The following is a 12,620-nucleotide window of genomic DNA, read 5'->3' on the forward strand; positions in this document are numbered from 1 at the left end:
GAGGTGCTGGCTACGCTCGCAGGATGACCGAGGCGACCACCTCGAACCCTTCCGCCGGCGAGACGCCCCCGACGGGGATGCGCACCTTCGTGCAGGTGCTCGTGAACACGCTCATCGCGAACGTGACCACGAGCTTCCTGTGGTTCGCGCTGACGTTCTGGGTGTACCTCGAGACGCGGTCCGTGCTCGCGACCGGCATCATCGGCGGCGCGTACATGCTGCTCGTCGCGGTGTTCGGCATCCTGTTCGGCACGCTCGTCGACCGGTACCGCAAGCACCGGGTGATGCTCGTGTCGAGCATCGTCACGTTCGCCGCGTTCGCGGCGGCGGGCGGGCTCTACCTCGCACAGCCCGAGGAGGCGCTCGTCGACCTCGGCGGGCCGTGGTTCTGGGTGTTCACCGGGGTGATCCTGTTCGGTGCGGTCGTCGAGAACCTGCGCAACATCGCGCTGTCGACCACCGTGACGTTGCTCGTGCCGGTCGAGCGGCACGCGAACGCGAACGGCCTGGTCGGCACGGTACAGGGGCTCGCGTTCATCGTGACGAGCGTCTTCTCGGGGCTGGCGATCGGGCTGCTCGGCATGGGGTGGACGCTGGTCATCGCGATCGGGTTCACGCTGCTCGCGCTCGTGCACCTCGCGTTCGTGCGCATTCCCGAGGCGAAGCCCGAGCCAGCCGAGGGAGAGCACGCGTCGACGTTCGACCTGCGCGGCAGCATCAGAGCTATCAAGGCCGCGTCGGGGCTGTTCGCGCTCATCATCTTCTCGACGTTCAACAACCTCATCGGCGGCGTCTACATGGCGCTCATGGATCCGTACGGCCTCGAGCTGTTCCCGGTCGAGATCTGGGGCATCGTGCTCGCGGTCACCGCGACCGGGTTCCTGATCGGCGGAGCCGTCGTGGCGAAGGTCGGGCTCGGCCGCAACCCCATCCGCACGATGCTGTGGCTCGTCGTCATCATGGGCGTGCTCGGCTCGCTGTTCACGCTGCGCGACTGGTGGTGGCTGTACGCCGGCGGCATCTGGCTGTACATGATGCTCATCCCCGCGGTGGAGGCGGCCGAGCAGACCGTCATCCAGAAGGTGGTGCCTTTCCGCACGCAGGGGCGGGTGTTCGGGTTCGCGCAGGCGTTCGAGGCGGCGGCTGCGCCGATCACGGCGTTCCTCATCGCGCCGATCGCCGAGTTCTGGATCATCCCCTACATGGAGGGCGCCGACGGGCAGAGTACGTGGGGCTGGCTGCTCGGTGACGGCGCCGCACGTGGCATCGCGCTGGTGTTCGTGTTCGCCGGACTGGTGATGGTGGTGCTCGCGCTCGCCGCGTTCACGACGAAGTCGTATCGCGTGCTGTCGGCGCGGTACGAGTCGGCCCCGGGGGATGCGCCCGGAGCCGAGCCGGGGGCCGAGCCTGCTGCCTCCGCGACAGACATCGTCGACGAAGGCGCAGACGAGGTGGAGGCCGGTCGGTGACCTCAAGACGCGGTGCGCAGCCTGCGCACCGCGCTCCTGATGCGCGAGCTCGGCTGATCGCCGCGCGCTCGATGAAGGTGACCGGATGCGAGTATCGCACCCGCCCCTGACCCGGTCACGTCGGTGCCGGGTCAGCCCTGCGGCCGCACGACCCCGTGCTCGTAGGCGTAGACGACGGCGTGCACGCGGTCGCGCAGGCCGAGCTTCTGCAGCACGTTCGACACGTGCGTCTTCACCGTCGCCTCGCCGACCCACAGGCGGGCGGCGATCTCGGCGTTCGAGATGCCGAGCGCGAGCAGTTCGAGCACCTCGCGCTCGCGGTCGGTGAGCGCGGCGAGTGCCGGGTGGGCTCCAGCCTCGGCGAGTGTTTCCGTTGGTGCATTCGGTTTCCGATCCGGCGGAAACGCGGTGCGCGAACGGAAACGCTCGACGTCGGGCTCGGGCGTGCGCGCGGTGACGTCGGGGTCGGGCGTGCGCGCGGTGCGGCGCGCGGCGGCGGCGATCACGCTGCGGGTCACGTCGGGCGAGAGCAGGGCGTCGCCGCGGGCGACCACTTGCACCGCCTCGATGAGCTGCTCGGGGCTCGAGTTCTTGAGCAGGAACCCGCTCGCGCCGGCCTCGAGCGCGTCGAACAGGTAGTCGTCGCGGTTGAACGTGGTCAGGACGAGCACGGCCGGCCGATGGCCGCCATCGGCGACGATCCGCCTGGTCGCGGTGAGTCCGTCGACACCGGGCATCTGCACATCCATGCAGACGACGTCGGGGTCGAGCCTGCCGACCGCATCGATCGCCGCGGCGCCGTCGTCGGCCTCGCCGACCACCTCGATGCCGGGCTCCGAGTCGAGGATGGTGCGGAACCCAGCGCGCACGAGCGCCTGGTCGTCGACCACGAGCACGCGAATCGTCACGCCTGGACCCCCTGCGAGGCATCCGACTGCGAGGCATCCGGCTGCGAGACATCCGGCCGCGACGCACGGGTCTGCGGCGCGGCCGAGGCAGCGGCATCCGCCCGCCGAAGCGGCAGTGTCGCGCGCACGAGGTAGCCGCCGCGATGACGCGGCCCCAGCTCGAGCTCGCCGCCGACCGCGGCGACCCGCTCGCGCATGCCAGCCTGACCGAGGCCGCCCCCGGCCGCCGGCGCGCCGGCGCCGCCGATCACGGTGGCGCGGCCCAGCCCGGTGTCGGTCACCTCGACCTCGACGGATGCCTCGCTCCACCGCACCCGAAGGTCGGCGGTCGCACCCGCACCGGCGTGCTTGCGCACGTTCGTGAGGGCCTCCTGCGCGATGCGATACGCGGTGAGCCCGACCAGTGCGCCAGCATCGCTCGGCTCGCCGATCACGCGGAAGCCCGTCGGCACCCCTGCGTCGGTCGTCGCGTCGGCGAGCGCGGCGAGGTCGGCGAAGCCGCGGGCGACCGCCTCGGTCGGGCCGGTCACGGTCGAGACATCGCTGACGGCGGCCTCCGCGACATCCGAGTCGCCGTGTCGCAGCGTGCCGAGCAGGCCATGCAGTTCGGCGATCGCTTCGCGCGCGCTCGACTCGATCGCGGTGAGCGAGGCGGCCGCCGCCTCGGGGTCGCGGGCGAGCACCCGCCGGGCGGCGCCCGCCTGCACGCCGATCACCGACACGTGGTGAGCGACCACGTCGTGCAATTCGCGGGCGATGCGCAGCCGCTCGAGCTCGACCGCCTGCGCCCGGCTGCGCTCGCGCTCGGCGGCGAGCTCGGCGGTGCGCTGCTCGAGCGACGCGCGCGAGCGGGCCGACCGGAACGCGGTGTCGCCGAAGTACCAGGCGCCGCCGAAGTACAGCAGGTTCGTGACGATGTTGATGAGCGCGAACGCGACGTACGGCGACACGATGCCGCCATCGGCTTCGCGCGAGAGCTCGGGCAGGTGGTCGGGCACGTTCGAGGCGATGATGAGCCCCCAGAACAGCCACACCAGCATGGTCACGACGATGAGCACGCGTGTGATGAGCGCCCACCGACGGCGTCGGCTCCAGGCGCCGACCGTGTAGATCGCGATGAACAGGTCGATGTTCGAGAACAGCGGCTCGGCGAGCTGGGCGACCGCGCCGGCGAAGAAGACCGCCGTGAGCACGAGCGCGACGATCTCGGGAACGACGCGGCGAGCGGCGAGCGGCAGCGCCATGCCTGCGCACCAGAGCATCGCGAGCCAGAGCGGCGACGGATCCTCCCAGAAGCCCGCAGTGCGGTAGAGCAGGGTGCTCAGGAAGGTTCCCGCGAACAGCACGACTGCAAGCAGCACGTCGTTGCGCACCTGCGTGCGCGTGGGGCGGGGGCGCAGCCAGTCGGCGTCGTCGGCGGTTCGGGCGCGCGCGGTCGGCGTGGCCGGCGTGCTCGCCGTGGCCGGCGCGGCGGTTCGGGCCTGCGCGGCCGGGTCGCCGGGTGCGGCCGGGTCGACGGGCGCGGCGGTGGCAGGACGGGCGGTCACTCCGTTCACGCTAGCCGCCGCGCGAGCGCGAGGCATCCGTCACGCGACGGATGTCCCGGCGCCCGCCCCGCGCCCGCCGCGCAGGCTCTCGCGAGTGTTTCCGTTTGCGCACTGCGTTTCCCGAAGACCGGAAACCGAGTGCGCAAACGGAAACACTCGCGGGAGGGCGGAGGGAGGGACGGGCGGGAGGGCGGAGGGAGGGACGGGCGGGAGGGCGGAGGGAGGGACGGGCGGGAGGGCGGAGGGACGGGCGGACTGACGGGTGGGACGCGGCCCGCTACGCTCGTGAGCCATGACCGCCCCTGCGTCGAAGCCCGCCCCGCCGACGACCTCGGCCGCCCCCGCGAACCTGCGCCTGCGCGACCGCCCCATCGACATCTTCTTCGTCGTCGTGTTCAGCCTGTTCATCGTGACGAGCTCGATCGCCGACATGGTGCCCACCCTCGGCATCGACTTCAACCAGCCGTCGCCGAACTTCATCGTGAACTCGAACTGGTGGTACGCGCACGACACCGACCCCCTGTTCCAGAACCCGCCGGTGTGGATGCGCATCGTCACGGGTCTCAGCGCCTTCGTGTACCTCGCGTTCTACCTGGTGCTCGTGCCAGCGCTGATCAAGGGCTGGAATTGGATCCAGCTGCCCGCCGTCATCTACGCGACCATGATCGCGTCGATCACGGGCATCATCGTGTTCGGCGTCGAGTTCTTCGGCGAGCCCGAGTGGGTCACCCCGAACCCGGCGAAGTTCCTCGCGTTCAACCTGCCGTACGTGCTCATCCCGATCCTGCTGCTGATCCGGATGCGCAAGCCGATGCCGTTCACCCGGAGGTTCTGATGACGGATGCCGCGACCGACGACGAGCCGATCCGCCCCGAGGTGCCGCCGTCGGGCGAGGGGTGCGTCGAGTGCCTCGAGCTGCCCGACGGCTGGTGGTTCCACCTGCGCCGCTGCGCGGCGTGCGGGCACATCGGATGCTGCGACTCTTCGCCCGGGCAGCATGCCACCCGGCACGCGCATGAGGCGGGGCATCCCGTAGCCCAGTCATTCGAGCCGGGCGAAGACTGGATGTGGGATTACGCGCGGAACGAACCCGTCGAATCCGTCGAGCTCGCCCCGCCGACGAGCCACCCCGAGGGGCAGCGCCCGCCGTCGCCCCGCAACCGTGTGCCCGACGACTGGCGCGAGCAGTTGCACCAGCTCGGCTGACGCACCCACCCCGCTGGTCGAGTAGCGCGCGACGAAGGAGCACGCGTATCGAGACCTGGTGACCGCGTGCTGGGTCGCGTGGTCTCGAGACGGTCGCTTCGCTCCCTACTCGACCAGCGGAGGGCGAGATGGTCAGCGGCGCTCGCGCTCGGCGGCCTCGGCTTCGAGGAGCTCGACGATGCGGTCGTTCGAGTCGCGGATGGTGCGCAGCGAACCCGTGATCGAGATCGTGCCGAGCACGAAGACGAGCAGTACCCCGAGCAGCATCCATTCCATGCATGGAGCGCAGCCGACCGGGTGCCTCGTCAGGCAGCCTGCCCCCACACGAACCCGTCGGGGTCGGTGAAGGTCGCGCCCTCGCGCGATGCGATGCGGATGCGGTGCGAACCAGTACCGGCCTCGTCGACGCCCGCGTCTTTCGCGAGCGCACGGCGCTTGTAGACGCCGAGCTTGACGGCAGTACCCGGCAGGTCGAACTCGGCGTACGACCCGAAGCTCTTGCCCAGCTTCAGCCCATGATCGACGTAGAACCGCTTGGTGGCCGTCACGTCCTCCGCCCCGAGCAGCAGCACGATCGAATCGACGGCGCCGGTCGCGGGGGTCGTGTCCTTCTTCGCGGTGGTCGCGATCTTCCAGATCGCGCCGTCGGGCGCTTGCACGGTCGCGCCGACGCCCCACAGGTTCTTCGCGATGGGCTTCACGACGGTCGCACCCGCTGCGACGGCGCGGTCGACGAGCAGGCGCACGTCGCCGGGCCGCGGGACGGTGAGCGAGAGCGTGTAGCCGCGGAACCCGCTCGTCGGGGCATCCGTCTCGATGACGCGGATGCGCTCGCCGAGCCCGAAGGCCTCGGCGTAGAACCGCTCGGCGACGACCGGGTCGGTCGCCTCGATGCTGACGGAATCGATGCTGGTGATGGTGGTGATGGTGTCCATGCAGGCAACGCTACGAACCGGGCGCGCGCGGCCGCTTCTCGATTCCTGACCGCTTGCGCGAGCCGGTTCGGCAGCCCGTACGACTCCGGCATGAAGTTCGCCTACGACGCGTGGATGACCGGCTACTCCTTCGTCTTCACCGGCGCGACGCGCGGCAACAGGTACTTGCCGGCGAGCCATCCGATGAGGCCGGTGACCAACCAGACGACGACCGCGGCGAGCACCCACGGGGCGATGCCGTCGAAGGCGAGCCCGTCGCCGATCAGCGTCGCGAGCCAGAGCGCGACCGCCGTCGAGATGAGCCCGGCGGCGCCCGCGACCGCGGGCGCGCCCCGGCGGAACAACTTCTCGACGAGCCAGGCGACGAACGCCTGCACGATCGCGAACACCACGATCGCGACGATGAAGCCCGCCCAGTGCAGGTGCATGCCCGGCACGAGCAGCGCGGCGAGCAGCAGGGCGACCGCGGCCAACCCCAGGAAGACGGCGAGACGGATCAAGACCCTGATCATGGATCGAGGCTAGCGGCCGACCCCCTCCGTGAGCAGGTGCCTCGCGGGTGCGCATCCAGGACCTGAGATCGCCGATTGCCGAGCGCAACCCCCGCTGTCCCCTTTGCGGGGGGCACGCCGATCTGCTTACACTGCCCGGAATGTCTTCGCGCCCATCGCCTCGTCGTCTCGCCGTCATCGGCGCGGCGACGCTCGCGCTGCTGTGCGGGGCCGGGTTCGCGATCGGCGCGCACGCCGCCTTCGGCGACCACGATGGCCCGGCCGTGCTGATGGCGCATCCGGGAGTGCTGCCGTGGGAGCGGGATGCGGTGTCCTCGCGGCCCGGCGACGGCGAGCCCCGTCAGATCGATGCGGCCCCGGGCACCGACCCGACCGATCCGCCTGGGGCGACCGCCGAGCCCACCCCGAGCCCCGGGCCGACGCCGAACCCCTCGACACCTCCGACTCCCGCGCCGGCTCCGGGCCCGACTCCCGGCCCTTCACCCGACGAGACGCCGGCCCCGACGCCCACGCCGGCTCCGACGCATCCGCCCGTGTCGACCGACCCGACCGACCCGATGTCGCCGAAGTACAACCCGTACACGACGCCGGGCGACCCCGCCTACGTGACCGACGACGCGAAGTCGGCCTGGCTCGGCCGCCAGACCGTCGTGCGCCAGTGCATGACCGACGCCGGCTTCGACTACCTCGACTGGCTCTGGTGGGAGGGCGGCAGCCCCATGCCGCAGGGCCTCGACGCCGACGCCGAAGCGGCGTGGATGCACGCGCTGCGCGGCGACGGGTCACAGGAGGGTGACTGGCAGTCCGCCGGATGCGAGGGTGCCGCGTGGCACGCCGCCGACGAGGCCGCGGCCGCGGGCGCGCCGCTCACCGCGCCGGTTCCGCCGCCCTCGACTGGCCCGACGCCGCGTGAGCGGTGGCTCGGATTCCAGGACGCGGTGCGCGCGTGCATGACCGACGCCGGCTACGAGTACCGCTACTGGGAGTTCTGGAACCCCGCGTACGCCGGCACCGACGGCCCCGCCGCGATGCCGCCCGGCCTCGACGACGCGCAACGCGCGGCGTGGACGACCGCCGCGTTCGGCTCGCCCGACGGCAGCGGCGGGTCGCTCGACGGCGGCGGATGCTGGACGACCGGCGCCGACGCGACCGGCTACGCCGAGTTCGGCTGACCCCGGGCGACGCCGCCAGCGACGCGGGAGCCTACTTGCGCTGCGTGCGCTCGACCGACATGGTGAGCACGACCCGGTCGGCCTTGTCCGCGGGCGCGGGCGTTTCGGGATCGCCGTAGCGCGTGCCGAGCCGCACGTAGAACTCGCCCGTCGGGTCGGGGGTGACGTCGACGAGCTTGCCGCGCACCTCGAGGAACCGCATCGGGTCGTCGGGGTCGATGACGAGCAGGCTCATCGCCGGGTTGTGCTGCAGGTTGCGGTACTTCGCCCGGTACGTCGTGTGGGTGAACCGGATGACGTCGTCGGCCGGGTCGTACTCGAACCACATCGGGTTGACCTGCACGGTGTCGTTCGGCTTGATCGTGCCGAGCGCGCCGAACAGCGGGCGCTCGAGCAGGTCGGTCAGGTCATCGGGGATCACGGTCATGCTCGTCCTCCTGTCGGGGCGCGCGGCGTCGCGCGCACTCCCTTCGACAACGCGTGGATGCCTCAAAGCATGCCCGCCCCGCCCCCCTCGCTCGCAACCCGCGCCGATCGGACGGGTTTCGGCGTCTTCGCGAGCCGGCTGGCGCCGAAACGCGTCCAATCGGTGGAGGGGGCGTGAGGAAGGGGGAAGGGCGGAGGGGGAAGGGCGGAGGGGGAAGGGGGCAGGGGGAAGGGCAGGGGTTCAGGCGGTGAGGGTGGTGACGGTGCCGTTCAGGTCGGCGGCCGGCGCATCCCAGAGCGCGACGACGGATGCCGCGAGCGGCCCCTCGAGGCCCGCCAGCGATCGCACCCGGAACGTCACGGCGGCGGCCGCGGCATCCGACCCCGCGAAGCCGTGCGCGAGCGCCTGCATCCAGGTCTCGCAAGCCGCCTTCACCGTGGCGTAGTTCGCGCCGCCCGCCGTCAGCGCGCCGACCGAGGTCGACGACACGATCGCGATGCGACCGGCGGGCGAGTTCACGAGGTCGTCCCAGAAGGCGCGGCTCACGAAGCGCAGCGCGGTGAGCGAGCGCTCGATCGCCCGGTAGTCCTCGTCGCTCTGGGTGAGGATGCCGCCGCCGCCGCGCCAGCCGCCGACGAGCGGGATGACGCCGTCGACGTCGCCGACGGCCGCGTGCACGCGCATCGCGAGTTCGAGCACCTCGTCCTCGTCGGTGAGGTCGGCGACCTCGCCGACGAGACCCGGCAGGTCGGTCTCGAGCTCCTCGATGCGGGCGCGATCGCTGCCGACGGCGATCACCCGCGCGCCGGCTTCGAGCAGTGCCGCGGCGACGGCCCGGCCAGACGCGCTCGTCGCTCCCGCGATGAGCACCGTCCGGCCGACGACGCCGGGGGCCTTCCCTTCGACAGGCTCAGGGAGCCCCGCGTCAGTCATCCGTCGTCCCGGTGATGCCCACCGTCGACTCGATGACCGCCTTCATCTTCTTGTCGAGCGCCTCGTAGAACATCGAGAGGGGGAACTCGTCGTCCATCACGAGATCGGTGTACCCCTTGGGCGGGCCGGCGAGCACCTCGCGCGGCAGGCCCTCGGCCCACACCGACGCCGGGTTCGGCGTGAGCACCGAGCGCACCAGGTCGTACGCGGCGAGCCAGTGCGCCGTCTTCGGCCGGTCGATCGACTTCCAGTACAGCTCGTCGATCGCGTCGCCCAGCTCGACCACCGCGTCGGGCACCGCCGACCAATCGAAGCTCAGCGAGACATCCGTCCACTCGAGCACGTGCTTCCGGTGCAGCCAGGCGAACAGCAACTGCCCGCCGAGCCCGTCGTAGTTGCGCACGCGCGAGCCGGTGATCGCGAACCGGAAGATCCGGTCGAAGATCACCGCGTACTGCACGAGCTTCGCGTGCTCGCGCACCGTGGCATCGGTCGCGGGGTCGCGCTCGAGCTTCACCGACTCGCGGAACGCGGTCAGGTCGCACCGCAGCTCCTCCAGCGAGTAGAGGAAGAACGGCATGCGCTGCTTGATCATGAACGGGTCGAACGGCAGGTCGCCGCGCATGTGGGTGCGGTCGTGGATGAGATCCCACATCACGAAGGTCTCTTCTGCCAGGTTCTGGTCGTCGAGCAGTCGCGCCGCGTCGTCGGGCAGGTCGAGCTTCGTGATCTCGGATGCTGCGCGCACGACCCGGCGGTAGCGGGCCGCCTCGCGGTCCTGGAAGATCGCGCCCCACGTGAACGGCGGGATCTCGCGCATCGCGACGGTCTCGGGGAACAGCACCGCCGAGTTCGTGTCGTACCCGGGGGTGAAGTCGACGAGCCGCAGGCTCACGAAGAGTTTGTTCGAGTAGGCGGATGCCTCGAGGTCGGCGATGAACTCGGGCCAGATCGTCTCGACCACGAGCGCCTCGACGTGCCGGTCGGGCGAGCCGTTCTGCGTGACCATCGGGAACACCACGAGGTGCCGGATGCCGTCGACCCGGTACCGCTGCGGCTGGAACTCGACCAGCGAGTCGAGGAAGTCGGGCACCCCGAACCCCTCGCGCTGCCACCGTCGGAAGTCGGTCTGCAGCGCCTCGAGGTAGGCGGCCTCGTGCGGGAAGCGCGGTGCGAGCGCGGCGATCGACTCCACGATCGCGTCGACAAGCTCGGATGCCTCGGAGCGGGGTGCTTCGGAGCGATCGGATGCCTCGGGCCCCGAGACATCCGGCACCGAGCCGTCCTTCACCTGCAGTGCCTGCAACGCGGTCGCCGACTCCTTGAGGCGAAGCCACGCGGGGTCGTGCTCGACCCCGTCGGCGAGGGCGATGACCTCGGGCGTCACGGTGAGGGCGTCCTCGAGGACCTCGGGTTCGCCAACGATCGTCGCCATGGTGGTCTGTGACATCGGAACCTCCGTTCCTCGGGATCGGGCCGCGAACGGGATCGGGCGCGGCGGGGATCGCGGCGCAGCTGCGTCGCTGCATCCCAGGCTAGAAGCGAATCATCCGCGATTGATTGTGAATCGACGCGGGTTTGCTGCGCGTGGCTGCGGTTCTGCGCAGGATCAGAGCGTCTTCGTCATATGCAGTGACGCCGCCTCGAAGCCGAGCGATTCGTAGAGGTCGATCGCGGCGACGTTGTTGGCGAACACGTTGAGCCCGAGCACGGGTGCGCCGTGCTCGCGCGCGAACCGCTGCGCGTACGCCATCGCCGCTCGCGCGTAGCCGTGCCGACGGTGGGGCGCACGCACATGGATGTCCCACACCCACCACTGGTCGCCGTCGCCCCACGGCCCGAGCCAGAGCCAGCCGACATCCTCGCCGTCGGCGACGATCGCGAACAGGAACTGCCCGTCGATGAGGTGCCGGCCGTCGGGGAAGAAGCGGTCCATCGACGCCTGACGGGCCGCCGCCGCCCCCGCCTCGGTGTCGCCGGCCTGCAGCCTGGCCTCCTCGTAGTACGACATCGACTCGGGCAGCCACAGCAGGACGTCCTCGTCGGTCATCGGAACGAACTCGAGTCGCGTGGCGTCGGTCGGCTCGGCGGGGTCGGATGCCTCGGTCATGGGCCCATCGTGACATCCGATCTCGCCGGCTCGGAAGGCATAGCGGATCGAAAGGCGATTCGCGTACGGTTGGCGAGTCCCTGACTTCCACCGAGAGGCCCAGCTATGTCCGCACGCCGCCCGTCCACCGCCGTCGCCCTGCTGGCGCCGGCGATCACCCTGATCGGCTCCGGCGCCGTCGCGGTCTACGGCGCACTGCGCGTCGCGACCGCCAACACGGCCCTGGTCGAGGCCCTGCAGAGCCCCACCGCCACCGCGGCCGACGTGTACGGCGGCCAGGCCGAACTGCAGATCGCCTCCACGCTGCTCGGCGCGGGCATCATCGGCGTCATCATCGCACTCGCCGTCTTCGGCGTGCTCATCGCCCTCGGCGCGTTCTCGAGCGCGGCCGCCGACGATGACGCCGACGAGTTCGACGACGACACCGACGACGAGGGCTTCGAGGAGGACTCGGTCGAGGCGGTCGCCGCCGCCGCTGCTGCTCCCGCCGCGCCCGCCGCGCCCGCCGCCGCCCCCGCCACGCCTGCCGCCACCGAGACCGCCGAGGTCGTGGAAGCCGTCGAGGCGGTCGAGGCCCCGGCCGCGCCTGAGGCCCCCGCCGCGCCCGCCGAGGGCGACGCACCCCGCGCCTGACATGCCGGCGACGGCCTCCGACGTCTGCTCCGCGCTCGCCGAAGTGGCGAGCGCGGAGCGTGCGGAGGCCTACGCCTGGTTCTTCAAGACCGGGCCGGGCGGTTACGGCGAGGGCGACGAATTCGTCGGCGTGACGATGCCGCAGGTCCGGGCCGTCGCCAAGCGATTCGCCGACCTGCCCCAAGCCGAGATCGACGAGCTCGTCGCGAGCCCGTTCCACGAGCACCGCGTGTGCGGGCTGGTCGTCATGGTCGATCGGTTCCGGGCGGCGAGCAAGCCGCGCACGCGCGACGACGCGCAGCGCCAGGCGTTGCACGCGGCATACCTCGAGCACCTCGACGCCGGGCACGTCGACAACTGGGACCTGGTGGATGTCACGGCCGAGTACCTGGTCGGAGACATCCTGTTCCTCCCCGCCCCGGCTGCCGACCCCTTCCCGCCGCTCAGCGCTCGCCTCGCAGCATCCGACTCGGTCTGGAGCCGCCGCGTCGCGGTCGTGGCGACCTTCGCCGCCATCAAGGCGGGCGACGCACGCCCGACGATCGAGGTCGCGACCCGGCTCGTCGAAGACCCGCACGACCTCATCCGCAAGGCCGTCGGCTGGATGCTGCGCGAGGTCGGCAAACGGGTCTCGCGCGACGAGCTGCTCGCCTTCCTCGACGAGCACGCCGCGCGCATGCCCCGCGTCATGCTCTCGTACGCGACCGAGCACCTCGACCCGGGCCATCGCGCCGCGTACCGCGCGATGCGCTGACTGCCTCATCGATC

General features: G+C 71.3%; 15 protein-coding genes. 6 read left to right on the forward strand and 9 right to left on the reverse strand.

Annotated features, from left to right (window positions below; translation table 11 throughout):
- The first annotated feature begins 23 nt into the window (after window positions 1–23).
- The gene (locus FLP10_RS09805; RefSeq protein WP_281286415.1) at window positions 24–1,469 is read left to right on the forward strand and encodes an MFS transporter; all 1,446 of its coding nucleotides are present in this window, start codon (window positions 24–26) and stop codon (window positions 1,467–1,469) included.
- 131 nt (window positions 1,470–1,600) lie between these two features.
- Here FLP10_RS09805 and FLP10_RS09810 read toward each other — a convergent pair whose 3' ends face one another.
- Together FLP10_RS09810 and FLP10_RS09815 are read right to left on the reverse strand one after the other, a co-directional pair.
- Window positions 1,601–2,377 carry a response regulator gene (locus FLP10_RS09810; RefSeq protein ID WP_149160690.1) on the reverse strand — a complete coding sequence of 259 codons (777 nt, stop codon included), beginning with the start codon at window positions 2,375–2,377 and terminating at the stop codon, window positions 1,601–1,603.
- The gene (locus FLP10_RS09815) at window positions 2,374–3,924 is read right to left on the reverse strand and encodes a sensor histidine kinase (RefSeq protein ID WP_246149983.1); all 1,551 of its coding nucleotides are present in this window, start codon (window positions 3,922–3,924) and stop codon (window positions 2,374–2,376) included. The genes FLP10_RS09810 and FLP10_RS09815 overlap by 4 nt, the downstream gene beginning before the upstream one ends.
- Before the next feature lie 292 nt (window positions 3,925–4,216).
- Between FLP10_RS09815 and FLP10_RS09820 the strand changes: the two genes are divergently transcribed.
- Both FLP10_RS09820 and FLP10_RS09825 read left to right on the forward strand, forming a co-directional pair.
- On the forward strand, window positions 4,217–4,759 hold the full coding sequence (locus FLP10_RS09820) for an EXPERA domain-containing protein (protein ID WP_149160692.1): 543 nt from the start codon (window positions 4,217–4,219) through the stop codon (window positions 4,757–4,759).
- Window positions 4,759–5,130: a UBP-type zinc finger domain-containing protein gene (locus FLP10_RS09825; RefSeq protein WP_149160693.1), complete on the forward strand. Its 372-nt coding sequence runs from the start codon at window positions 4,759–4,761 to the stop codon at window positions 5,128–5,130. The genes FLP10_RS09820 and FLP10_RS09825 overlap by 1 nt, the downstream gene beginning before the upstream one ends.
- 132 nt (window positions 5,131–5,262) lie before the next feature.
- On the opposite strand, the gene FLP10_RS17425 is transcribed toward FLP10_RS09825, so the two are convergent.
- From FLP10_RS17425 to FLP10_RS09835, 3 genes are all read right to left on the reverse strand, one after another.
- A complete protein-coding gene (locus tag FLP10_RS17425) occupies window positions 5,263–5,406 on the reverse strand; it encodes a hypothetical protein (protein ID WP_168209160.1) in 144 nt (47 codons plus the stop codon).
- 29 nt (window positions 5,407–5,435) lie between these two features.
- The gene (locus FLP10_RS09830; protein ID WP_212392669.1) at window positions 5,436–6,065 is read right to left on the reverse strand and encodes a VOC family protein; all 630 of its coding nucleotides are present in this window, start codon (window positions 6,063–6,065) and stop codon (window positions 5,436–5,438) included.
- Between the two features lie 122 nt (window positions 6,066–6,187).
- On the reverse strand, window positions 6,188–6,577 hold the full coding sequence (locus FLP10_RS09835; protein WP_149160694.1) for a phage holin family protein: 390 nt from the start codon (window positions 6,575–6,577) through the stop codon (window positions 6,188–6,190).
- Between the two features lie 140 nt (window positions 6,578–6,717).
- Here FLP10_RS09835 and FLP10_RS09840 point away from each other — a divergent pair, with 140 nt between their 5' ends.
- The gene (locus FLP10_RS09840) at window positions 6,718–7,749 is read left to right on the forward strand and encodes a hypothetical protein (protein WP_149160695.1); all 1,032 of its coding nucleotides are present in this window, start codon (window positions 6,718–6,720) and stop codon (window positions 7,747–7,749) included.
- A gap of 31 nt (window positions 7,750–7,780) precedes the next feature.
- Here the strand turns inward: FLP10_RS09840 and FLP10_RS09845 are convergent, their stop codons facing one another.
- From FLP10_RS09845 to FLP10_RS09860, 4 genes are all read right to left on the reverse strand, one after another.
- Window positions 7,781–8,176: a PPOX class F420-dependent oxidoreductase gene (locus FLP10_RS09845; protein ID WP_149160696.1), complete on the reverse strand. Its 396-nt coding sequence runs from the start codon at window positions 8,174–8,176 to the stop codon at window positions 7,781–7,783.
- A gap of 240 nt (window positions 8,177–8,416) precedes the next feature.
- On the reverse strand, window positions 8,417–9,109 hold the full coding sequence (locus FLP10_RS09850) for an SDR family NAD(P)-dependent oxidoreductase (RefSeq protein ID WP_149160697.1): 693 nt from the start codon (window positions 9,107–9,109) through the stop codon (window positions 8,417–8,419).
- Window positions 9,102–10,559 carry a DUF6421 family protein gene (locus FLP10_RS09855; RefSeq protein ID WP_149160698.1) on the reverse strand — a complete coding sequence of 486 codons (1,458 nt, stop codon included), beginning with the start codon at window positions 10,557–10,559 and terminating at the stop codon, window positions 9,102–9,104. Before FLP10_RS09855 ends, FLP10_RS09850 begins: the two co-directional genes overlap by 8 nt.
- 159 nt (window positions 10,560–10,718) lie before the next feature.
- Window positions 10,719–11,219, reverse strand: a complete 501-nt coding sequence (locus FLP10_RS09860) for a GNAT family N-acetyltransferase (RefSeq protein WP_149160699.1) — start codon at window positions 11,217–11,219, stop codon at window positions 10,719–10,721.
- A gap of 105 nt (window positions 11,220–11,324) precedes the next feature.
- On the opposite strand from FLP10_RS09860, the gene FLP10_RS09865 reads away from it, so the two are divergent.
- Window positions 11,325–11,852 (forward strand): hypothetical protein, encoded by a 528-nt coding sequence (locus FLP10_RS09865; protein WP_149160700.1) that lies wholly within the window; start codon window positions 11,325–11,327, stop codon window positions 11,850–11,852.
- A 1-nt stretch (window position 11,853) separates the two neighbouring features.
- Complete coding sequence (locus tag FLP10_RS09870) at window positions 11,854–12,606, forward strand: DNA alkylation repair protein (protein WP_149160701.1); 753 nt, start codon at window positions 11,854–11,856, stop codon at window positions 12,604–12,606.
- Window positions 12,607–12,620: the final 14 nt, after the last annotated feature.

Source organism: Agromyces intestinalis, from assembly GCF_008365295.1.
In the GTDB taxonomy this organism is placed as follows: Bacteria; Actinomycetota; Actinomycetes; order Actinomycetales; family Microbacteriaceae; genus Agromyces; species Agromyces intestinalis.

What these genes read in the sequence shown, in the direction of transcription:
- FLP10_RS09805 (WP_281286415.1), top strand. Translation starts at nt 24, where the DNA reads ATGACCGAGGCGACCACCTCGAACCCTTCCGCCGGCGAGACGCCCCCG.
- FLP10_RS09820 (WP_149160692.1), top strand. Translation starts at nt 4,217, where the DNA reads ATGACCGCCCCTGCGTCGAAGCCCGCCCCGCCGACGACCTCGGCCGCC.
- FLP10_RS09825 (WP_149160693.1), top strand. Translation starts at nt 4,759, where the DNA reads ATGACGGATGCCGCGACCGACGACGAGCCGATCCGCCCCGAGGTGCCG.
- FLP10_RS17425 (WP_168209160.1), bottom strand. Translation starts at nt 5,406, where the DNA reads ATGGAATGGATGCTGCTCGGGGTACTGCTCGTCTTCGTGCTCGGCACG.
- FLP10_RS09830 (WP_212392669.1), bottom strand. Translation starts at nt 6,065, where the DNA reads ATGGACACCATCACCACCATCACCAGCATCGATTCCGTCAGCATCGAG.
- FLP10_RS09835 (WP_149160694.1), bottom strand. Translation starts at nt 6,577, where the DNA reads ATGATCAGGGTCTTGATCCGTCTCGCCGTCTTCCTGGGGTTGGCCGCG.
- FLP10_RS09840 (WP_149160695.1), top strand. Translation starts at nt 6,718, where the DNA reads ATGTCTTCGCGCCCATCGCCTCGTCGTCTCGCCGTCATCGGCGCGGCG.
- FLP10_RS09845 (WP_149160696.1), bottom strand. Translation starts at nt 8,176, where the DNA reads ATGACCGTGATCCCCGATGACCTGACCGACCTGCTCGAGCGCCCGCTG.
- FLP10_RS09850 (WP_149160697.1), bottom strand. Translation starts at nt 9,109, where the DNA reads ATGACTGACGCGGGGCTCCCTGAGCCTGTCGAAGGGAAGGCCCCCGGC.
- FLP10_RS09855 (WP_149160698.1), bottom strand. Translation starts at nt 10,559, where the DNA reads ATGTCACAGACCACCATGGCGACGATCGTTGGCGAACCCGAGGTCCTC.
- FLP10_RS09860 (WP_149160699.1), bottom strand. Translation starts at nt 11,219, where the DNA reads ATGACCGAGGCATCCGACCCCGCCGAGCCGACCGACGCCACGCGACTC.
- FLP10_RS09865 (WP_149160700.1), top strand. Translation starts at nt 11,325, where the DNA reads ATGTCCGCACGCCGCCCGTCCACCGCCGTCGCCCTGCTGGCGCCGGCG.
- FLP10_RS09870 (WP_149160701.1), top strand. Translation starts at nt 11,854, where the DNA reads ATGCCGGCGACGGCCTCCGACGTCTGCTCCGCGCTCGCCGAAGTGGCG.